Below are 20,366 nucleotides of genomic sequence, written 5' to 3'. Positions count from 1 at the left end.
AGGCGTTGCCAGCTTTCTGCGCCCAGGTGGCTATTGAAACTTCTGAAATAGAGCAGTCCAGGCGGCAACCACTTCGTCGGTCAAGTCGCGACGGCCACGCTGAAGTAGTCGGGCTTTTGTTAGTTTAGCCAGCTCTACCTTCCAGCCCCCAGGCAATATTACCTGATGTTTCGCAGCGAACTGTTGTATCTGGTTGATGATAGGCAGCTTAGGGTCATACACGTCTTCAAAAGCTTCATCGTCTACCGCACGAAACAGCTTATTGATGCCAAATGCCAGCAGCTCAATCGGGAACAGGTCCTCAATCTCCGCCTGGGCCATGCCGTTGAATTCTTGCACCTGTAGTACCCGGTCGTCACTGCCCTTGTACAGGTCACTCAACAGCTTGGTTCGCATATCCAGGCCAGACTTATCAGAGTCAAGCAGGATAAATGGCAGCTGGTTTTCCTTGGTCGAAAGAATAGACGCCAAGCTCTGCATACCACGAACCCCACCCGAGGGCACAAATACGATTTCCTGATGAGGTGCAATAAGCTTTTCCCCAATGAGAAAGAGCTTCACTGCGCTCAGATAATATTGGTCGGAAGTGCCTTCCACAATGACGGACAAGCAACCCTGGAGAAATACTTCCGAAATGCTCAGATTGAGCGCCGCATGTACGGCATACACCGAGCGCCCTTGCCGCACCTGCTCGGCTTGCGGAGCCTTCAAATCACTCGATGTAACCGTGAAGCCATTGTCGTCGACGAATACCACTTTTGCCCGGTCAATGTGATTCGTATCAATCAAAAAAGGCGAGTGGGTGGTATTGATAATCTGGTTGGTGGTGGCCAAATGCTCAAAAAACTTGCTAAGGTCTTTCTGAGCAATTGGGTGCAAGGACAAGCCCGCTTCGTCAAGCAGCAGAATGGCCCCTTCGTGTGCGTCACGGCTTTCGACTAGGAACACCAGGTAGAAGCTCAAAAACCACTGCAAGCCTGTGCTGCGGTTTTCCAGTTCAATTTCATCTGGGCGCATATTGTCTGATACCCAGATGCGGAAGTGGCTGCCATCGGCGGCAAAACGGAAAGTATAGTCGCCTTGCTTCCACCACTCCCGGAATTTGCGCGTCAGCAGCGACGAAGCTGATTGCAGCAGCACGTCGCGCTCCTTCTTCTGCTCGGCTACTTCCTGTATCTGTTTTTCTGTTATCTCCGAGTATTGTTCGGGTTTTGCCTCATTGCCCAAGGTCAATATCTCCTTCGGGTCGAGCCCCACAAAGTCAAATAGCACCCGTAGGGTTCGGGTTTTAGCCTCGGTAGTGCCACTCAAGTCAGTGCGACTGAGGTTTTTGATTACGTGCGGTAGGTAAATTTCCGAATCGAGGTTGCCGTAGTTGGAGTAGTACACGAACGAAGGCAGCTTCGCAACAATGAGCTTGCGAACTTCTTCCAGGTTGTGCGGGGCCGGCTTATTCAGCGCGGTTTTTAACCCTTCCAGTTTCTGTTTCGCCTGCAGCATCAGCGGCGCAATAGTGGAGCCTTTTAGCGCGCTGCTAGTCACCCCAGAAAAGAGCTGAATTACTTCATTCAGCGTTTTTTCATAGATGCGGCCAGTTGCGCTTAGCCCTGCTTCTAGTAGCGCTTTGGCTTCCGCCAGCGTTGCTGCCGATTTGTCTTTAATGCCTGCTTCGCCTTTGCCCACTTCAGTAGCAGCAGCCAACTGCTCAAGGGATGCTGCCAGAATACCACTGGCTAGCTCAGCGGGGATGCCACTGGCTGTAGTTGCGTCTGGAAAGCGCACAAACCGCGTGCCGCTGAAGTCACGCGAGACTTCTACGAATCTGACATTTGCAGGAATAGCGTTGGAAAGCTTCACTACCTGCGCCACCACTTCGGGTGCCAGCTCAAATTGGGTTTCGATAAAGACCGGCTTCTCTTCCGCATCTCGCCACTCGGCATAATGCCGCCTTGGCATGTCCTGCAGAGGATTTATAGCCCCGCCCTGTGCTGGCTTGAGCTTCCACAAAGCCAGCAGCAGGTTGGATTTTCCTGCCTCGTTAACTCCGATTAGCGTAGTAACATCATCGCAATCAATCCATCCGCTATCCATAACAGAACGGAAGTTGGTAACCCGGTATCGAATGAGTTTCATGCTACGTTATAAGGGAGAAAGGCTGATAAGGCGCGAGCCACATCGTAATCAAAATTAAGCTAAAGAATTTGGCTTGCTGAGGCTGGATATTAATTGCTACTGAACGATTAATAAATCCTCCAACCGCGTAGTAAAAGCCGGGGAGCGCCACTGCGCTTTACCCTCCCAGGGAGCGGCGTGGGCTTTCCCGACTACCCCACCACGCCCTGGGGCTGGGACTGCGGCAGCTAGGCGTACAGTTCCCTTCCCAAAGCGGGAATTCAGCGCATCCAGACTGGCCATCAAAGCCGGTCGGCCGGTTGCTGCAGTTTTTTCCTCCCTTTTGTTTTCGGGTTCAGGAGGCGTGGGAGCGAATAAAGTAAGCTGTTGGCCTACTCCGGGTGGCTCTAGGCCATCAAGCACCACGCCGGCCTTATGGTAAACTGTGCCTGGCTCCCAAAGTCGATTAAGCAACGCGCGGGCATAGCTCAGCAGCACCGTAGTATCGGCAGTTGGCCCGATGGGCAATGTTAGCGTGGCTGACCGCGAAAAGGGCGGCTGCACGTTGGTAGCAAAGCGGTTTTTGCTGATGTAAACGGTCAGCACATGGGCCGTGTCACCTTGTGCCCGCAGCTTTTCGGCCGCCCGGGAGAGAAAGGCTGATACCGCCCCTAATACATCCGAGAAAGCGCTGAGCGGCCGGCCGAAGGTACGCGAGCAACTGAGGCTTTGCCGGCTGAGGGTGCCATCTTCCGAAGGGTGCAGCCCCGCGCAGGGACGGCCTTGCAGCTCCTGCACCAGGCGCGCCCCCACCACCCCGCCCAGGTGCTTGCGCGCCCAGGCATCCGGTACGCGGGCCAGGTCGGCGGCCGTGCCAACGCCGGCCGCGGCGAGCTTGGCGGCGTACTGCCGGCCGATGCCCCACACGTCGCCCACCTCCACTTGCGTCAGGGCCCAAGCTCTGCGCTCGGCGTTGTCGAGGTAGAGCACCCCGCCGAGGTCCGGGTTCTTCTTGGCAATGCGGTTGGCGAGCTTGGCTAAGGTTTTGGTAGGGGCCACGCCCACGCAGGTAGGAATGCCCGTTCGGGACTTGACGCCCGCCCGAATCTTCCGGGCGAAGGTATCCAGACTGCCGTGGTATTTTTCCAGCCCCGCCAAGTCCAGGAACGCCTCGTCGATAGAATACACTTCCACGGCCGGTGCCGTCTGGCCCAGATACCACATCACCCGTCGACTCATGTCCCCGTAGAGGGCATAATTGCTCGAAAAGACGGCCACATCATGCTGGTGCAGCAGTTCCTTTACCTGAAAATACGGGTCGCCCATTCTCAAACCCAGCGCCTTGGCTTCGGCCGAGCGGCTGATGATATTGCCGTCGTTGTTCGAAAGCACCACTACGGGCCGGCCTTCGTAGCGCGGCTGGAAGACTCGTTCGCAGCTGACGTAGAAATTGTTGCAATCCAGTAGACCGTACATATTTATTCGCGGGTATGAAGTAAGGCGTGCAGCTTGCCGGGTATCAACTCGTGCACGACGTGGGTCACAACTCCCCAGATTCGCAGCCCATCCGGGTCGGTAATCTCGTAGGGGCTATAAGCAGGGTTTTCGGGCATCAGCCACCAGGTTTGGCCCTTGCGCACCAGCCGCTTGACGGTTACTTCGCCCTCGACCACCGCGACCACCACGTGGTTATGGTCCGCTTCCAGGTGCTTGTCCACGGCTAGCAAGTCGCCGGCGTGAATTTCCGCGCCCGCCATGCTCTCGCCCGATACCCGCACTAGGTACGTGGCATCCGGGTGCCGCAACAGTAGCCGATTCAAGTCGAATAAGCCCTCGACTTCAGCGTGGTCGTTCGCTGGGGAAGGAAAACCAGCCGGCACCAGGCAACTGAAATAAGGTAGCAGGAATGGAACTGAAGTAGGCGCTGGGACTCGTATTAATTCTATTTCGCGCATAGCTCAACATGATAAGTGGAGCGCAAAGTAACGTGTGCCAATTTAATTAGTAGAACAGTAACTAATAAAATTGGCAATAGGTTACACTTGCGCAGTATTCACCGTTGACCTTGTGCCCTGAATCAAGCCGACCTTTTGCGGAGCTACGCACTGCTAATGGCTATCCTTGACAGGGCAAGCAAGTTGCTACCTTGCGGAAGGTTTACTCTCCTAGTTAATGCTCATTAAGCCTCACGTATGCTGGAATCCGTTGTTAGAAAGCTGATTGCCTCAAAGCGCGAAGGGGAACACTGGGATTTCAAGGTCAAGCACCACGACAACAACGCCGACCTGTTGCATGACCTGCTCTGCCTAGCTAACTCCCTGTATCAGGGTAGGCGGTACCTGATTTTTGGCGTCGAGGACCCAGCTAAGGGCGCAAACGTCGTAGGTCTTTCTTCAGTGGAACCTGGTCGAAAGAGCCAGGCTAATTATATCGACTTTATCCGAAACCAGCATTTTGCCGGCAGTATCCGACCAGAAGTTGAGTTGGAAACGCTGGTGCTGGACGGCAAGGAAATAGACGTGCTGGTGATTTTCGACAATCCCTACAAGCCCTACTGGCTGACGCAGGATTATCAGGATAGGGGCCGGAAGGTAATGGCTCACCACGTCTACACGCGGGTAGGAGATACCAATACGCCGCTGAACTCATCAGCCGACTTATTGCGCATCGAAAAAATGTGGCGGCAGCGGCTCGGGCTGGATATGTTGCCGGTTGAGCGCATGAAGCACCTGCTGGGCCAGCCCGAAGAGTGGTTCAAAGACCTGGGCAACAAACGATACGCCTACCACCAGAACTTTCCCGATTATCGGATTAAGTTTTCCGCACCAGAGCCTTTCTGGGAGCCCTACAGCTACTTTTTTACCAATAAGAATTCCTTTCTGGGCACCGCTACTTTCAAGCTTAACTCAACTACACTGTTTGAGTTGGACTATGTTTACCTCGATGAAATGCGGCTCATGCTGCCAGCGCCGGACGTCGATTACGTAGAGTTGCCAGACCGGGACCTGCGTTACTACTTCTATGACATGAGCACGGCCGAGGGCCGGTTCTTGATTTTCCTGACCGAAGGACGCGGCAGAATGGAGTCGAGAGGGAGCACCTCGCCATTTTTGATTTTCAAGCATGAGAATGAACGACAGGCATTCAATGAATTCCTGGTAGCCAATGCAGCACGCTTTGAGGAGGCCCAAGCTAGCTACGCGGCCCGGCATGCAGCGGAGCTTATGCGGAAAGAGGGCAACGCCGCTGCCATAAGTCCTCTGGATATTGACAAAGTAGTTGTCCTCTACGAGGCCTGGCGACAAGGCCCTGTGCGGGATTTGTAAGCGTCAGCTGCCGCTTCCCCCTAGTCAGGGCGGGGGAGGTCATCGATTACTTCCTATAAGCGCAGCGGCCACAGGGGCGGCGGCCCAGTTTCAGAGCAGCAGCCTTGGTGAGTGGTTTTACTGTTCGCGTACACCAGGCCAAACCCTCGCAGCGCGGTGAAATGTGATAGGCGTAGGAAGCAGACCCTTCACATACATACACTGGCGCGGGCCGGGGTGAGGACGAAAGAAGCAACAGTAGCGCGGGTAAGTATGAAAGCATCGTGTGTCAGAGTGAAGCTCTAAAGTAATCGGACGTGACTACTCATGACTTTGCAATTGCTTATTTACAATCATAAAATCACAATTGCGTTTTTGCAATTGCAAATAAAATTCGTATCTTAGGTGTGCCAATCAGCCATAAAACCCATTCCATGAGCCAGCAAAGCATCAAACTAGACCGAGCTACCACCTGGGACGCCCTTTGCTTTCCAGTCGAGGCCTTACCATTGGAAAGCATTCTGCCAGTTGGCTACCGCATTGTGCCCAACGACCGCAAGCAGGCCATTGTGGGGGAGCTGCCGGATGGGACGAAAAACATATTCGCCATGCAGAGCGGTGAATACAGTTTGATTAAAAACGAAGTGTTGCGCGAGGCGGCGGAACTATACCTACCGGAGCACACGATTGATGCCAGCTTCACGCCCCAGGGCGAGTTTTCTATCAACCTGATATTACCGGACGAAATCAATATCTCGTCGGGCCCAGCGAATGCTAAAGTGAAGGACCGGCTGTATAAGTCGATGATTATTAATAACTCGTATTCAGGAAAAACTCCTTTTTCCCTGCAAGGCACGGCATTGAAGGAGCACTTAGAAACCACCACCACGTCGAAAATGCGGGTGAGTTACTACCGCAAGGTGTGCACCAACGGGCTGATGGGTTGGGCCGATGACTACATGAGCTTAGACCAGTACCTGACTTGGCTGCTGAACGGCAAGCCGAAAAAGTACAAGGATGCCTTGAAAATCAAAGATGCCGAGTTGGTCGAGCAAACCGAGCGCAAGGAGCACCGGGAGTTGGAGGTGCTGGTGGAGAAGAAGTTTCACCACAAAGGCCTCAACCTGGACGTGTTCAAAAAGCAACTAGCCATCATCTTCACGGCCTTCCAGCGCCAGGCCCATTCCCTGAGCCCCACCATCAGTGTCTACAAGGAATTGGCCAAGCAGCCCACGCCCGAAGATTTGGCCAGTGTCATTGCCGAAAGTGGCGTCCCGAAGATGTTGGCGCGTAATGCGATGGACCGCCTGGCAGAAGAAGTAAAACTGCTGGAAACGCCGGCCAATCTGTGGCTGGCCTACAACGCAGTGAACTATGCGCTGTTTAACAGCCGTAGCTCACTTTCTATCAATGACCGGTTTCGGCTGGACGAGGCCGCTTTTCACCAGCTGGCCACGTTGGCGGTGAGCTAGCCCACGGGGGGCATACGCATGGCCGCGTGGTCGTAATGAAGGGTAGCCCACCCATTGGGATTGGGGCTGCCTTTCGTGCGTTGGTGCAGAATGTCCCAGATTTCAGCGTAAGGAATACTAACGCGCGTCCAGTGAGCGAGGCGGCGGCCATCGAGTAGCACATCAAGCTGCAGCGCATCCGGGCCTAGCTCAAAGTTTCGCGACGTTTCCTCGTTGAGCCACATGACGGCCAGCCACCACCGTTCCTGGTCGCCATCGACGTGGTCGTAGTAGTTGGCTTTTACGAAGTAGTGGTTGGTGGCATCGGGCAAGCCGGCGGCCACCGCTTGCAGCGCCGCAGCGAGGGGAGCAGGGCAATTCACGATTCCGGGATTAAGCTTTGTTGGTAGGCCCAGTCTGCGGGCGACAGGATGGCCTGCATGAAGGCGGAATAGCCTTGGTCGCGCCGTTCAAGCGCGTGCCGGCGTAGCGCCAGACTGCTTTTGCTTTGCTCGAAGCCTTCCTGCTCGACCACGCGGCGCATATTGGCGGGCAAGCCTTCGAGCCAGTCCAAGTAGTCGGCTTCGGTGATTTCGCCCACGGCCTGCTGCTGATAGCGGTAGCTGGCATTGCCCAGCCGGAACAAGCGGGCGTGCTCGGCCCGCTGCTCTTCGGGGAGCGCAGCTAAAAATTCCAGTTGCGACTGGTGATACTTATCAAGCGGGTGCCGAGGCTGGAGCAGGTGTTCCATCCTGTAAAAGTGCGAAACAACCTCGATTGAACTGGGGGCTATAGCCCCAGAGAGCGGCCCGCATTATACTTGATAATGTCATCGAGCCGGGTGTAGCGGCTAATCATAGCGTCCGTTTTCTGCTTGGTCTGGTTCTTAATAAAGTCGTTGCTCTGGCCAGCTAGCTTGGAAGTCGTAATAAACGATACCCGTAGCGAGTGAGCCGAATACTTCGCGCCCAAGTGCTCTTTCACCAGCAGGTTGACGCGCCGGTCAGCCAAGCGCTTGTCTGTGGGCTTGCCTGGCTCGCCCGGCCGGCTTCGTTTGAGTGACACAAACAGCGGGCCCTCAGTGCGGCCCCCGAGTTGAGCTATCCAAGCATTATAGGCCCCGATTGGGCAATACGCTGGATTCTCACCGTAGAAAATGATTTTCTGCTCGACTTCACCTGCCTGGTTGGCTTTGCTTTTGGGCAGGGTAATTACCAAGACCTCGTCGGTCGCGTCATGCACCATTTCCAGGTGCTCCAGATTAATGTCTACCAGCTCCGAGCGGCGGAAGGCGCCCGCGAATCCGAGCAGCAGCAGCGCCCGCGCCCGCAGCCCGTCCGGCCGCGATAGGTTCAGCCGGTCGATAGTGCGTTTGAGGTGCGGCACGGAGAAAGCCGGAGCCTGCTTCTGCTTTTTGCCAATTTCCCGCGCCACGCCCTTGCGCAGCACGTCGAGCGCCGGCGCATTGATAGCCGAGGGCAGCCCGAGCAACTGGTGGTTCTTCTCGATGGCCGCCAGGTGCCGGTTGATAGTGGCCAGCTTGCGGCCCACGTCGGCCAGGTGCGCCACGTAGCTGGCCAGTGTTTCCAGGGCGGCGGGCCAGGGCGCGAACTGGTGCAATTCACAATAAGCCTCGTAGGAGCGCAAATCGGCCGAGTACGCTAGGCGCGTATTGTCCGAGCCTTCGAGGCCACGTAGCAGATACCGTTCGACATTGGGGGCCACGCGGCTCGCCAGGTCGGCGGCCAGGGCCAGCGCCGGCCGGTCAGCAGCTACTACGGTCAGGCCTTTTTCTCCCTTTGGTTCTTGCTGCTGCTTACTCATGGGTGGCCAGGTGCGTATAAGTGGCTTCAACCATAATGGCAAGAACGTTGGCCATCGCCGGCTCCAAGCGGCGGTCGGAGCGCAGCAGCCGGGCTACCGTCGCCGCCGTGGTTTCGGCAGGTGCCGCCACCGGCGCGGCGGCGCAGTACAGTAGCCGGGCCGGCGACACGTCGAGCCAGTTGCAAAAGTGCAGGAATACCGGCAGGTCGGGCACGCGCTGTTGCTCGACCCGAAGTAGCGTACCCACGCTGACCTGGCCGATGGTCTGGGTGATTTCCTCGGCTGCCTCGCGCAAGGTCTGGGTAGCGCGCTTCGTGCGAACCAGCGAGGCCAGCAAAGCAGTGTCGACTTGGTACAGCATATTTTGCAATTGCAAAAAGGTAGTTGTGGGATGTGGTAAAGATACAGAGAGTTTAGGGCCGATAAGTAAGTCTTATGGTTCCTAAACTCTGAAACGGGGAGAAGACGGACGTGATTGGAGCCGCCCGAAAAACCAGGCGGTGCGCGCCCCGAAATCTTCTCATTATTTTTACCATCCGCATTCCCACTCCGCTGCTCACTTTTATTGTATGGCCAAAAATTACCCGCTGCTTTTTCTACTCCTTATTATAAGCATCCCTGCGCTGGCCCAGCGGCCCAAGCCGGCGGCCGTGAGTTTGCCCCCGGCCGACACGGTGTATTTCGACCGCGACTGGGAACGGACCGAAACGCTGGAAGAAGTTGCCTACGCCCGCATTGCGCACCACGACGCGGCGGGCAAAACGATGGGCACCGTGCGCGACTACTTTTACCCTTCTTGGAAAAAGCAATGGGAAGGCAAGATGGCCAGCGAAAAGCCCGACAAGCCCACGGGCCTGTGCTGCGGTTGGCACGAGAACGGCCAGGTCAGTTTTCGGGGTACGTATCTGAACGGCGTGCAGCAGGCCGACTTTCGCAGCTGGCGTGAGGACGGGCGGGAAATCAAGTGTGCATCCCGTCTGGTAGAGGCCTTGCCGCTGAGCAATGCTTCCATTCATTGCAGCAACTGCATGCACTCCAGCCGCAAGGTGTTCACGGTCGATATTCCGGACGGCACGGTGGGCATCGTTTACAAGCTCGACGTGCGCGACGAGGGCCAGCCGCCGGTGTCGTGGTCCACGGCCCTGGCCATGGCGGCGGTGGTGGGCAGCGGGGGCACGGCGGCCCCGGCTCTGCTGGGCGCAGCCGCTTCCGCCCTGAATAAGCAAGGCAACAACGCCCCACCCACGGTCAGCACCAAGTGCCACTGGTATATCACTGCCGACCCGGCCGCGGCCAACCAGTTTCTGGCCACGAAAGGCACCATCACGAACGTGCAGGCGTGCCTGCGGGCCGCGTCGAATACGCCCCAGGAAACCCGGCCCATTACGCTGCCGCCCGGTACCCGTCAGCTTTTCGTGTGCGTGAACAACGACAACTACACCACCGATGCCACGGCCACGCTGAGCGTGAGCGCCCTGGTGCAGGCGTGTAAGTAGCTTACTCCCTAGCCTCGCGTCCCAGGAGCTTCCGCAGCCAATTGCGCAGGGCGTAAATACGGGAGTTGAGGTAGCACTCGTGGCAGTGGCTGAAGCTCCACAAGCAATCCACCGTATCCGTAAACAGGTGGAACAGGATGCCCACGGCGACAATTTGCGTCGCTGGCAGCAGGAGCAGCAAGGCGTACACCGGTACGGCATAGAATGAGTGCAGCGGATGATAGCCGATGCTGCAGCGCCGCGGTTCGAAGATGGGTTTGGCCAGCAGGTGGTCCAGGTCAATGAGCATCGTGGCCAGCATAATCAGGTAAGCCGTTTGCCACATCAAGGGAAAAAACACCAGCGCCAGCACGGCCGGGAAAGCAAAGTGCAGGCTGTAGTGCACCAGCGTTTGGGCGCTAAATAATTTGAATGGCTTGCGTGGCTGGCGCGGGGCAGTGGGCTGGGTAAAGCGGGCTGTAGTATCGTTAGCTATTGCTTTGGCATACCTGCTGCCCAACTTCCTCGCCGGCTCCTGTTTTGTTCTGGGCACGTGGTCCCGCGTGCTCACGACCTGGGGCCGGACTTTCGTAGGTAGCGGCCGTTGCGGGATGGTAGGCGCATCGTGGGCGGTGATGGTTGCCACCGTATCAAAATGCTGTGCTGATAGCGGGAGATGGTACCCGGCGGTAGCGGGAAACTTCGGGACTACAACAGACGAACGGCAACCGGCCAATGCCAGGGACAAACTGGCGGCAGTGGATAGAATAACGCGAAAAACAGGCAGTAGGGGCATTACTTACCTTCAAGCTGCCGTTAGTAGTGGAAGGTGAGGCCCGCGCCCCAGCCGTACTGGTTGTCGTAGTTCGTGCTCAGCGAGGCGTATTTGCTGACCATGTAGCGGAAGCCGAGGGTAAACTCCCGGTCCGTATTGCCCCGGATGTCCATGAAGACGTTGTTGCTCAGCGGTATATCACGGCGCTCCAGTTGGGCCCGCACCTGGCCGGTGAGGTCGGTGCGCAGCTCGGCGCGCACCAGCAGGGGCAGCAGGTAGTACACGCCGACTTCGGCCTGCCGGCGGAAGTTGCGGTTGTTGTCCTCGGTGCGGCGGTTGCCGCCCTCGCTGTCCGACGCCGAGCGCAGGGTTTTGTTGTCGCGCAGGTCGTAGCCCACGAAGGCGGCCAGGAACTGCCGCTTGTCGAGGTAGCGCAGCAGGTGGGTTTCGGTTTCGTAGTTGCCCTGGTAGTTGACCCGGCCCTCAAATTCGAGGGCGTTCTTGTTATTGGAGAGGTTAGCTTCGAGAAAGCTGCCCTGCGAATGCACCGCTAAATCGGCCCAGGGGTAGAGCTTGTTGTCCTCGCGCTTGAGGTGGCGGTAGCCCGTGCGGGCGTACTCGTTCCGGGGGCTGCCCTCGTAGCTGATGACGCGGGCCATGCCCGACATCATGTGGTAGAGGGTGTGGCAGTGGAAAAACCAGTCCTGGTCCTCGTTGGCGTCGAACTCGATGGTGACCTTGCCCATCGACTGAATATCAAAGGTGTGCTTCAGGGGCGAGTACGCACCCTGGGCGTTGACGAGGCGGAAGAAGTGCCCGTGCAGGTGCAGCGGGTGGCGCATCATCGTCATGTTTTGAAAGACCATGCGCACGTTTTCGCCCTTGCGGATGGGGATGTTGTCGGATTCGGACAGGGTTTTGTTATCGAACGACCAGACGTAGCGCAGCATGTTGCCGGTCAGGGTGAGGTTGATTTCCCGCCACTGCTTGGTGGAGTCCAGGGTGGTGGGGTGCAGAGCGCGCAGCTGGTTGTAGTTGAAGTCGCCGCTCATGCCGCCCATGGCCATTCCGCCCATGTCCATGCCCCCCATGCTGCCCGAATCCTGCAGGCTGCCCATGCCCATGCCGCCCTTCTCCTGCTGGTTCATTGGGCGGTTGCGGGGCGGGGCGGTGGAGGTGGCCGGCGCGGTGCCGTGCTGCATGTCCATGCCCGCCGGGGTGGCTCCGCCTTCCGCCGCAGGAGCTTTCGCGGCCTGGCTGCCACTCATGTCCATGCCTTTCATGTTGTCGCCGGCCGGGGCCGCCGCGCCTTTCGGGCTCATCTGGCCGGCTCCGCCCATGCGCATCCCGCTCATGTTGCCCATGCTGTTCATCTCCCGCGTCATCTGGAAGTAGTTGAGCTTGGGCAGGTCGGGGGTGCGCATCGGCTCGCCCTGCCCGAAATAACCGGAGGTGTAGCCCGTCACGTCGGAGGAGGTGGCCCGCAGCTCGGCCGCGCCCATCTGGGGCACGCTGATGAGCAGGTCGTAGGTTTCGGCGGTGGCGATTTCCAGCTTGCTGGTCGGAAAGGGCTCCACGTTGATGCCATCGGCGGCGATGACCTGCATCGGCCCGCCGGCGTACTGCAGCTTGAAGTAAGACGAGGCGCTGCCGTTGATGACGCGCAGGCGCACTACCTCACCGGGCTGGGCGTCCTTAAAGTAGCTCAGTTCCTGCCCGTTCGTCAAAAACTTGTTGTAGAACACATCGGCCACGTCCATGGCCGGCATCCGCTGCCACTCCTGCTTGAGCTTGTCCTTTACGTAGCCGGCGGCCAGGGCCTCGCCGTAGCTCTGGGTCGCGCCTTTCTGCACGGCAAACCACTCGCCGGCCCGCTTGAGGTAGCGCAGCACTTCCTTGGGCCGGTGGTCGGTCCAGTCGGAGAGCACCAGCACGTACTCTTTCAGCTGATACTGAATTTCCTTGGGCTGCACCACGATGGAGCCGTAAAGCCCGGCCTGCTCCTGCAGCATGGTGTGCGAGTGATACCAGTAGGTGCCGCTCTGGCGCAGCGGAAACGTGTAGGTGTGTACCGTGCCGGGCTTAATAGGGTCCGTGGTCAGGTAGGGCACACCGTCATATTGATTGGGCAGCAGCAGGCCGTGCCAGTGCACGGAGGTTTCCATGGCCATCTGGTTGTGCACCCGGATAACGGCGGTATCGCCCTCGTTGAAGCGCAGTGTGGGGGCCGGAATCTGGCCGTTGATGCCAATGGCGTGGCGCATTTTGCCGGTGAAGTTGACCATCCGGTCTTCCACGTAGAGGTCGTATTCAACCCGCTTGCCCACGTAGCTCGTCCGGGGCATGACCACGGTGCCCTGCAGTTGCTTAGCCGGCGGGACCGATTGGGTGAGGTAGGATTCCTGCGGCTGGGGCATGGCCATGCCGGGCATCGACTGTGCCCCGGCTCCGAGAGAAGCCAGCAGAAAAGAGAGTAGGAGTAATAATCTCATAAGGGGCTAGTGCTTAGGCGAGGGTTGGTTCCGGGCCGGGTTGTTGTCCTTGAAACGGAACTTGTCCAGGGGGTTAGGCATCTGCATGCGGGGCATCGAGCCCGTGGCGGGCATGACCTGGCCCTTTTCCATGCCGGGCATATCGGCCATGTTGCCCGGGGCCGGCGCGGGCTGGGCGACGGGCATTTTCATACCCGGCATATCCGCCATTCCTTCCATCCCGGCTTGCGCCTTGCCGGGCTTTTTCGCCCCCGCCGGTTGGCTCTTCATGCCCGGCATACTGGCCATCCCGGGCATCTCTTCCCGCTGATTCGGACTGGCCGAATGATTCATTTTCATGCCTGGAGGCATCTTTGACGAGGTTTTGGGGGCGGACATCTGCATGCCAGGCATGTCGGCCATTTTCTCCGATTTGGCCACCGGGCGCGCCGGCTGCGGGCTGCTCATATCCATCCCCGCCATGTCGGCCGAGCTGGGCTTTTCAGCCGGAGGCTGGTGGCCAGGCGCGGGATTTTCGGTGTGGTCATCCGCTTCCGCTTTGGCGGGTTGACCACCGGTTTCCATCTCCATGCCGGGCATTGCGCCCTCCTCATCGTCTTCGTGGCCGTGGTGCTTCGACACCAGGTGGCCCTGCGGCCCCACCCCTTCCACGTACACCAGCTGCGCGCCCCGGTGGCCGGCCACCGACAACACGCCGGCCGCCGCCAGGGCAAACCCGAGCACCAGGATTTCATAGGCGCGGCGCTGAATCTTAAAGAACTGCCCAATGCCGCGCAGCAGCAGCGTGATACCCGAGAGCCACAGCGTGTAGCCTGCAAACTTCTCGTGGGCCGCAAACACGGCCGCCGCCCGGGGAGCCAGGCCCGTAGGCATGGCGTGAAACGTGGTGCTGGCGGCCAGCGCCCCCGCAAAACCGCCGGCCAGTATGAGCAGCGTGCCCCAGCGAACCTGCTCCCAGTCCTTGAAAACCAGCACGGCCTGTGAGGCCGCGCCCAGCAGAATGAGCACGATGGGGACGTGCACGACCAGGGGGTGTAAGTTGGGGAAATCTGAAAACATAGTCAGGCGGTCAGGTAGGGTAAATAAGGGCAGTTGCGGGCTGGCGAGTGCTGTCCGGCAACCCCAGCGCCAACAAAAACGCCCGACATAAGCCGGGCGTTTTGAAGAGAGCAAAGGCTGTTTACGCAGCAGCTATCTTAAAGCCGGCCTGCTCGACGGCCTGCACGACTTCCTCCGGCGTGAGCTTGTCCGAGGTCACGGTCAGAATCTTGTCGGGGTTGGCCGTATCGACCTGCCAGTTGCCGGCTCCGGCCTGCTCGTTGAGGGTGGGCGTGACGGCCTTGATGCAGCCGCCGCAGTTGATGTTGGTTTTGAATTGAAGCGTTTTCATGACGAGTTGAGTTAAGAACCCACACCGGGTTCGTGCAAATACAACACGCAAAGCTGCGGCCAAGGTGGCACCACCGGGGTACAGAATTGCGCAGGGGGCTTGCATGATTTCCCGTCCCCCGCCATCAGCAGCGAGTTTATGCGGCTACGCTGATGCCGGCGCGGCAGGCTTCTTCGCAGCGGCGGCAGGCCTCGGCGCACTCCTTGCAGTGCTGCATGTGGGCACCGTGCTTTTCGCACTCGTCGCCACAGGCCTTGCAGACTTCGGCGCACTCGCGCAGCAGGTGCGCGGCATGCTCCGAGCCGCGGGCTACCAGCCGGGCGGTCAGGGCGCACACGTCGGCGCAGTCACGGTCGAGGCTAATACAGCGGGCCATCATCTTTACATCGTCTTCCTGCAGGCAGGCGGTGGCGCAGTGCTCGCAGGCGGCAATGCAGGCGTTGAGGGCGTCGAGGAGGGATTGGTTTTGGGCGTGCATGGGTAAAAGCGTTAAAGTGGAGGGGAGTAAGCCGAAGCTACTCCTGCTTATACCCGTCGGGCTTAGCCTGGTTTTACATCAATTGCCTCGTGGCTTGCATCATTTGGCGCTACCGGGTCAAGCGGTAGCTCCACCATTTTCTCGAAGGAAAGAGAAAACCGATGCTCTTCGCCTACACGCTTCTGATTTGAGGTAAAATCGACCCGTTTAAACGAGGCGGGGCCGTAATCGGCCAACCACGTTTCCCCAATCAAAAGCGGGAAAACGGGGATGTCAATGGTCTTCAAAGGGGGTGTAATGGCTAAAAAACGAACCTTATCGACTCGACTGAAGGGCAGTGCCAACTGAAAGTAGTAGTTGGCATAGTAGAGCACAAACACCTTTTCCGGAATGTTAGCCGGCGCTGTCTCGCTACGGGTGTAGAGTTGGGCAAAGGGTGCCGGAAACACCGGCGGACCGGGAATGGAGTGTATCATCACGCTAAGCAGGTCCATTCCTTGGGCTGCTGCATCGTGCTCCTCCGAAGTAACGAACCGTCTGGCCCACGCATAATCGGCCACTTCCTGTTCATCAAGTAAACAGAGGGCCATTTTCAACAAGAGCTTGACCAGATGAATTGGGACGTAGCTCGGACGTGTGGTAACCAGCTGCGCAGAATTTGTAGCCGCATCAATGATGAGCGGGTCCTGGCCCTGAATCGTCTTGATGTGCAGACCTTCCGCGCCCATGGATACCTCCAGCCCGGTCTTATTGTCCTTGAATTTGGGGACTTTCTTGTTCTTGCCTTTAATCTGGTTAAAGGTTCGGGCTACGCCCAAGTAGTTGGCGAAGGAGTCTTCGTACTTCGCAAACAACGCGTTGCACGTGTCGCACTCGAAGTAGGATAGAATGTTGCGGTTGCCCATAAAATCGGGCATCACATGCGCATCCTTTCGGAACGACACCTCTGGTTCCGTCCTGCCACAAAACCGGCAAACCCGAGGCGTGGGCGTCCCCAGATAATAGGGTGTGTCTGAGGGGCCAACCATCATTTGACAGTTGTATGCCTCGAAAAATTGTAGGGCACGCTGTTGATTTACTGCATCGGCCGGCATGGGAAGTTGCAGTGTTTTGGTAATTCTGGCCATAGAAGGACGTGGTGCTGTGAAAGATGAAAGAGAAGCAAAACGTGGAACGGAGCCAGGTAAGTTTCTACAGTCGAACTTTCATATTGGATAACCACAATTTGGCCTGCTAATCAACACTCTGTGTAAAGGCCAGCTGCTGCCGGTAGGCCGAGGGGGAGCACTGCGCAAACCGCCGGAACTGCCCGGAAAAGTGCGCCAAACTGCCGTAGCCTAGCTGCCGGGCAATGCGCCCGATGTCGAGCCGGGAAGTCTGCAGCAATTCCTGGGCGTAGGCCAGCCGCTGGCTGGTAATGTAGCTGATGAGGCTTTCGTGGCCGGGCAGCTGGGCGAAGGCCGCGTGCAGGCGGCGGCTGTCCAGGCCCACCTCCCGGGCCAGGGCGGGAACGAACTCGCGGTGCCGCAGCGTGTTGCCGGAGCGCCGCAGCAGTTGGGCCACGGCCAGCTTTACCCGGTCCACCAGCGCCTGCGCGGGGCTTTCCAGCAGGGCAAAGCCGGCCGTGGCCAGCGCCTGGCGAATACGGGCCCAGTCCAGCTGCCCAGCCTGGTCCAAAACCGTGGCCGCGCCCAGCCGCACATCGAGCACCTGCAGCCCCAGGCCTTCCAGCTCCCGCCGCACCACCCGAATACCGCGCGCGCAGACCATGTGCTTGATGTAAAGCACACAGCCGGCATCGTTAGGCAGGGAGAGTGGAGCGAGGGACATAACCAAAAACTTAGACGGCCGGCTGCACCGGGTTCAGGTCGGCGGGCGGCGTCAGGGGCTGGGCGTCCAACTCCTGCGGGTGGGCATCGAGGCTGACTTCGTGGTGGCCGCGCTGGTACTGGGCCAGGGCCTTTTCGCCGAAGAGCCAGAACACGACCGGCGTCACCACGATGTCGAGGAAGGTGGAACTGAGCAGGCCGCCGAGGATGACCGTGGCCACGGGGTAGAGAATTTCCTTGCCCGGCGCGTCCTTGGCCAGCGTGAGCGGCACCAGGGCCAGCGCCGCTACCAGGGCTGTCATCAGCACCGGCACCAGGCGTTCGAGCGAGCCGCGGATAATCATCTCCTTGCTGAACCTCTCGCCCTCGTGCTCCACCAGGTGGATGTAGTGGGAAATCATCATGATGCCGTTGCGCGAGGCGATGCCGGTGAGCGTGATGAAGCCCACCAGCGAGGCAATGCTGAACGTGCCGCCCGTGAGCAGCACCGCCACCACCGAGCCAATGAGGGCCAGCGGGATGTTGAGCATAATCTGCCCCACCATCAGCCCCGACTTGAAGTGCGAGTACAGTACCAGGAAGATGCCGGCCAGCGAGAACAAGCTCAGCCAGAGAATTTTCTGCGAGGCCGACTGCTGGCTTTCGAACTGCCCGCCGTAGGTCAGGTAGTAGCCCGCTGGCAGCTTCACCTGCTGATTGATGCGGGCCTGCACCTCTTTGACGGTGCTGCCCAGGTCGCGCCCGGCCACGTTCATCGAGACGGTGATGCGGCGCTGGGTGTTTTCGTGGTTGACGGTGTTCGGGCCGGGCTCGTAGCTCACGTCCGCCACCTGGCTCACCGGAATCAGCGCCCCCGAGGGCGTCTCGATGCGGGTCTGGGCGATGGTGGCGATGTCGTTGCGCTGGGCTTCGGGCAGCTTCACGATGAGGTCGAAGCGCTTCTGGCCGTCGAGCATCTGCGACACCACGTCGCCCTGAAACAGCGTTTCCAAGGTGGCCACCACTTGGCCCCGCTCCAGGCCGTAGGCGCGCAGGGCGGCGTCGCGGGGGCGCACCAGCAGCTGCGGAATCTGCACCTGCTTCTCCACTTGCAGGTCGACCACGCCGGGCACCGAGCTGGCGGCCGTGCGAATTTCGTTGGCGTAGCGGCGCAACTCCAGCAAATCGTTGCCGAATACCTTAATGGCCACCTGCGCCCGCACCCCGCTCAACAGGTGGTCGAGGCGGTGGCTGATGGGCTGGCCGATGTTGACGTTGACGCCGGTAATCAGGCCCAGCCGCTGGCGCAGGTCGGCCAGGATTTCCTCCCGGCTGCGCATTGTTTTTCCCGCTTGTTCCAACTCCTGCTCGGTTTTGAAGGCCACCTCGATTTCCGAATTGTTGACCGACTCGGCGTGTTCGTCCAGCTCGGCGCGGCCGGTGCGGCGGGCGGTGTAAGCTACTTCCGGCAGCTGCAAAATCTGCTCCTCCCCCAGCGTGCCCAGCTTGTTGGATTCGGTGAGCGAGGTGCCGGCCGGGGCCGAGAAGTTGACCGTGAGCGAGCCTTCGTTGAAGGGCGGCAGAAACTCGGTGCCAAAGAAGGGCACCAGCGAGGCGGCCAGTGCGAACAGCAGCCCAGTGACCGTGAGCACCATTTTCGGGTGGGTCAGGCCCCAGCCCAGCAGGCCGGTATCCTTGCGCTTAAGCCAGCGCACCAGCCCGCCTTCCTGCTCGGCCGCCCGAATCTGCTTCATCTTGGGCAGCAGGTAGTAGCAGAGCACCGGCGTGATGGTGAGCGACACGAACAGCGACGCCACAATGCTGGTGATGTAGGCAATGCCCAGCGGGGCAAAAATGCGCCCCTCCATGCCTTCGAGCGCGAACAGCGGCAGGAACACCAGCACCACGATGATGGTGGCGTACACAATGGAGTTGCGCACCTCCGAGGAGGCAGCGTAAATTACCTGCAGGGCCGGTTTGGGCTGGGGCAGGTGCTGATTTTCACGCAGGCGGCGGAACACGTTTTCCACGTCCACGATGGCGTCATCGACCAACTCGCCGATGGCGATGGCCAGCCCGCCCAGCGTCATGGTGTTGATGCTGATGCCCGCCACGCGGAATACCAGCGCCGTCACCAGCAGCGAGAGCGGAATGGCCACCAGTGAGATAAAGGTGGTGCGCACGTTCAGCAGGAAGGCGAACAGCACGATGACCACCAGAATGGCCCCGTCGCGCAGGGCCTCCTCCACGTTGGTAATCGACGACTCGATAAAATCGGCCTGCTTAAACAGGCGGGTGTTTACCTGCACGTCCTTGGGCAGCGAGGGCTTCAGCTCGACCAGCGCCTTTTCCACGGCCTGGGTCAGGCCCACGGTGGCGGTGCCGGGCTGCTTTTCGATGCTGAGAATGACGGCGGGCTTGCCGTTCACGCTGCCGTCGCCGCGCTTGAAGCGCGCCCCGAAGGCCACATTGGCCACCTGCTTGACGCTGATGGGCGAGCCCTGCCGGTAGCCCACGATGATGTTCTCGATGTCAGCCACCGAGCGCAGCCGGCCCAGGTTGCGAATGAGCACTTCCGAGCCGTTGCGGTCGAAGAAGTTGCCGGTGGTGTTCAGGTTGGAGCGGCGCAGCGCCTCTTCCACCTGCGTTACGGTCAGGCCCGTGGCGTTCAAGCGGGGCATGTCCAGCAGCACCTGGTACTGCAGGTTATCGCCGCCGATGGGAATGACCTGGGCCACGCCGGGAATGCTGAGCAGGCGCTGGCGCACGGTGTAGTTGGCCAGCGTGCGCAGGTCGGCCGCGTTGGTCTGCTGGCCTCCCGAGAGGCCCACCAGCATAATCTGGCCCATCACCGAGGAAATCGGTCCCAGCACCGGCGTAATGCCGGTGGGCAGTTGCCCGCTCACGGTTTGCAGCTTCTCGGCCACAATCTGGCGGGCCGTGAAAATGTCGGTGCCGTAGTCGAACTCCACGAACACCATCCCTAAGCCGATGGCCGAGTTGGAGCGCACGGCCGCCACGCCGGTGGCCCCGTTCAGGGCCGTTTCCACGGGCAGCGTTACCAGGGCTTCCACTTCCTCGGGGGCCATGCCGGCCGCTTCCAGGAACACGGTCACGCGGGGGCGGTCGAGGTCAGGCAGCACGTCCACGGGCAGCTGGCGCGCCGTGTAGGTGCCGGCGATGAGCAGGCCCGCGGCAAAGGCCAGCATGAGCAGGCGGTTTTGCAGGGCAAAACGAATGATTTTATCGAGCATCC

General features: G+C 59.3%; 18 protein-coding genes. 3 read left to right on the top strand and 15 right to left on the bottom strand.

The annotated features are described in order from the left end of the window. Positions 1–30: 30 nt before the first annotated feature. The 3 genes from MUN82_RS21990 to MUN82_RS21980 all read right to left on the bottom strand — a co-directional run bounded on the left by MUN82_RS21990 (position 31) and on the right by MUN82_RS21980 (position 4,067). Positions 31–2,133: an AAA family ATPase gene (locus MUN82_RS21990; RefSeq protein ID WP_196294808.1), complete on the bottom strand. Its 2,103-nt coding sequence runs from the start codon at positions 2,131–2,133 to the stop codon at positions 31–33. Positions 2,134–2,229: 96 nt separating this feature from the next. Then, entirely contained in the window at positions 2,230–3,588 is a 1,359-nt protein-coding gene (locus tag MUN82_RS21985) for a Y-family DNA polymerase (RefSeq protein WP_245097702.1), read from the bottom strand. Between the two features lie 2 nt (positions 3,589–3,590). Then, the gene (locus MUN82_RS21980; RefSeq protein ID WP_196294806.1) at positions 3,591–4,067 is read right to left on the bottom strand and encodes a LexA family protein; all 477 of its coding nucleotides are present in this window, start codon (positions 4,065–4,067) and stop codon (positions 3,591–3,593) included. 237 nt (positions 4,068–4,304) lie between these two features. Between MUN82_RS21980 and MUN82_RS21975 the strand changes: the two genes are divergently transcribed. Beyond that, positions 4,305–5,438 carry an ATP-binding protein gene (locus tag MUN82_RS21975; RefSeq protein ID WP_245097699.1) on the top strand — a complete coding sequence of 378 codons (1,134 nt, stop codon included), beginning with the start codon at positions 4,305–4,307 and terminating at the stop codon, positions 5,436–5,438. A gap of 413 nt (positions 5,439–5,851) precedes the next feature. Further along, a complete protein-coding gene (locus tag MUN82_RS21970; RefSeq protein ID WP_245097696.1) occupies positions 5,852–6,889 on the top strand; it encodes a hypothetical protein in 1,038 nt (345 codons plus the stop codon). On the opposite strand, the gene MUN82_RS21965 is transcribed toward MUN82_RS21970, so the two are convergent. From MUN82_RS21965 to MUN82_RS21950, 4 genes are read right to left on the bottom strand one after another with little or no spacing between them, the layout of a single operon-like run. Further along, positions 6,886–7,251 (bottom strand): hypothetical protein, encoded by a 366-nt coding sequence (locus MUN82_RS21965; RefSeq protein ID WP_196294803.1) that lies wholly within the window; start codon positions 7,249–7,251, stop codon positions 6,886–6,888. The two genes, MUN82_RS21970 and MUN82_RS21965, sit on opposite strands and share 4 nt — an antisense overlap. Next, positions 7,248–7,619 carry a hypothetical protein gene (locus tag MUN82_RS21960; protein WP_196294802.1) on the bottom strand — a complete coding sequence of 124 codons (372 nt, stop codon included), beginning with the start codon at positions 7,617–7,619 and terminating at the stop codon, positions 7,248–7,250. Before MUN82_RS21960 ends, MUN82_RS21965 begins: the two co-directional genes overlap by 4 nt. Before the next feature lie 38 nt (positions 7,620–7,657). Continuing rightward, positions 7,658–8,692, bottom strand: a complete 1,035-nt coding sequence (locus MUN82_RS21955; RefSeq protein ID WP_196294801.1) for a site-specific integrase — start codon at positions 8,690–8,692, stop codon at positions 7,658–7,660. Continuing rightward, on the bottom strand, positions 8,685–9,062 hold the full coding sequence (locus tag MUN82_RS21950) for a hypothetical protein (protein WP_245097693.1): 378 nt from the start codon (positions 9,060–9,062) through the stop codon (positions 8,685–8,687). Before MUN82_RS21950 ends, MUN82_RS21955 begins: the two co-directional genes overlap by 8 nt. A 199-nt stretch (positions 9,063–9,261) precedes the next feature. Between MUN82_RS21950 and MUN82_RS21945 the strand changes: the two genes are divergently transcribed. After that, positions 9,262–10,188 carry a toxin-antitoxin system YwqK family antitoxin gene (locus MUN82_RS21945; protein ID WP_245097690.1) on the top strand — a complete coding sequence of 309 codons (927 nt, stop codon included), beginning with the start codon at positions 9,262–9,264 and terminating at the stop codon, positions 10,186–10,188. 1 nt (position 10,189) lies between these two features. Here the strand turns inward: MUN82_RS21945 and MUN82_RS21940 are convergent, their stop codons facing one another. The 8 genes from MUN82_RS21940 to MUN82_RS21905 all read right to left on the bottom strand — a co-directional run bounded on the left by MUN82_RS21940 (position 10,190) and on the right by MUN82_RS21905 (position 20,364). Then, the gene (locus MUN82_RS21940) at positions 10,190–10,813 is read right to left on the bottom strand and encodes a DUF6122 family protein (RefSeq protein WP_245097688.1); all 624 of its coding nucleotides are present in this window, start codon (positions 10,811–10,813) and stop codon (positions 10,190–10,192) included. Positions 10,814–10,983: 170 nt separating this feature from the next. Then, entirely contained in the window at positions 10,984–13,434 is a 2,451-nt protein-coding gene (locus MUN82_RS21935) for a multicopper oxidase domain-containing protein (RefSeq protein ID WP_196294798.1), read from the bottom strand. Between the two features lie 6 nt (positions 13,435–13,440). Further along, on the bottom strand, positions 13,441–14,493 hold the full coding sequence (locus MUN82_RS21930) for a DUF2231 domain-containing protein (RefSeq protein ID WP_245097685.1): 1,053 nt from the start codon (positions 14,491–14,493) through the stop codon (positions 13,441–13,443). A 121-nt stretch (positions 14,494–14,614) separates the two neighbouring features. Continuing rightward, positions 14,615–14,824, bottom strand: coding sequence for a heavy-metal-associated domain-containing protein (locus tag MUN82_RS21925; protein ID WP_196294796.1), 210 nt, complete (start codon positions 14,822–14,824; stop codon positions 14,615–14,617). A 136-nt stretch (positions 14,825–14,960) separates the two neighbouring features. Next, positions 14,961–15,302 (bottom strand): four-helix bundle copper-binding protein, encoded by a 342-nt coding sequence (locus MUN82_RS21920; RefSeq protein WP_196294795.1) that lies wholly within the window; start codon positions 15,300–15,302, stop codon positions 14,961–14,963. Positions 15,303–15,364: 62 nt separating this feature from the next. After that, positions 15,365–16,330 (bottom strand): HNH endonuclease, encoded by a 966-nt coding sequence (locus MUN82_RS21915; protein WP_262922860.1) that lies wholly within the window; start codon positions 16,328–16,330, stop codon positions 15,365–15,367. A gap of 205 nt (positions 16,331–16,535) precedes the next feature. Beyond that, on the bottom strand, positions 16,536–17,132 hold the full coding sequence (locus MUN82_RS21910; protein WP_245097680.1) for a helix-turn-helix transcriptional regulator: 597 nt from the start codon (positions 17,130–17,132) through the stop codon (positions 16,536–16,538). A gap of 10 nt (positions 17,133–17,142) precedes the next feature. Then, positions 17,143–20,364 carry an efflux RND transporter permease subunit gene (locus tag MUN82_RS21905; protein WP_196294792.1) on the bottom strand — a complete coding sequence of 1,074 codons (3,222 nt, stop codon included), beginning with the start codon at positions 20,362–20,364 and terminating at the stop codon, positions 17,143–17,145. Positions 20,365–20,366: the final 2 nt, after the last annotated feature.

The organism is Hymenobacter aerilatus, from assembly GCF_022921095.1.
Classification (GTDB): domain Bacteria; phylum Bacteroidota; class Bacteroidia; order Cytophagales; family Hymenobacteraceae; genus Hymenobacter; species Hymenobacter aerilatus.
This window is presented reverse-complemented; position numbering and strand designations above follow the sequence as displayed.

Coding starts and splice junctions, on each gene's coding strand:
- MUN82_RS21945 (WP_245097690.1), top strand. CDS start 9,262: ATGGCCAAAAATTACCCGCTGCTTTTTCTACTCCTTATTATAAGCATC.
- MUN82_RS21955 (WP_196294801.1), bottom strand. CDS start 8,692: ATGAGTAAGCAGCAGCAAGAACCAAAGGGAGAAAAAGGCCTGACCGTA.
- MUN82_RS21990 (WP_196294808.1), bottom strand. CDS start 2,133: ATGAAACTCATTCGATACCGGGTTACCAACTTCCGTTCTGTTATGGAT.
- MUN82_RS21915 (WP_262922860.1), bottom strand. CDS start 16,330: ATGGTTGGCCCCTCAGACACACCCTATTATCTGGGGACGCCCACGCCT.
- MUN82_RS21980 (WP_196294806.1), bottom strand. CDS start 4,067: ATGCGCGAAATAGAATTAATACGAGTCCCAGCGCCTACTTCAGTTCCA.
- MUN82_RS21930 (WP_245097685.1), bottom strand. CDS start 14,493: ATGTTTTCAGATTTCCCCAACTTACACCCCCTGGTCGTGCACGTCCCC.
- MUN82_RS21905 (WP_196294792.1), bottom strand. CDS start 20,364: ATGCTCGATAAAATCATTCGTTTTGCCCTGCAAAACCGCCTGCTCATG.
- MUN82_RS21975 (WP_245097699.1), top strand. CDS start 4,305: ATGCTGGAATCCGTTGTTAGAAAGCTGATTGCCTCAAAGCGCGAAGGG.
- MUN82_RS21960 (WP_196294802.1), bottom strand. CDS start 7,619: ATGGAACACCTGCTCCAGCCTCGGCACCCGCTTGATAAGTATCACCAG.
- MUN82_RS21970 (WP_245097696.1), top strand. CDS start 5,852: ATGAGCCAGCAAAGCATCAAACTAGACCGAGCTACCACCTGGGACGCC.
- MUN82_RS21985 (WP_245097702.1), bottom strand. CDS start 3,588: ATGTACGGTCTACTGGATTGCAACAATTTCTACGTCAGCTGCGAACGA.
- MUN82_RS21935 (WP_196294798.1), bottom strand. CDS start 13,434: ATGAGATTATTACTCCTACTCTCTTTTCTGCTGGCTTCTCTCGGAGCC.
- MUN82_RS21920 (WP_196294795.1), bottom strand. CDS start 15,302: ATGCACGCCCAAAACCAATCCCTCCTCGACGCCCTCAACGCCTGCATT.
- MUN82_RS21910 (WP_245097680.1), bottom strand. CDS start 17,132: ATGTCCCTCGCTCCACTCTCCCTGCCTAACGATGCCGGCTGTGTGCTT.
- MUN82_RS21925 (WP_196294796.1), bottom strand. CDS start 14,824: ATGAAAACGCTTCAATTCAAAACCAACATCAACTGCGGCGGCTGCATC.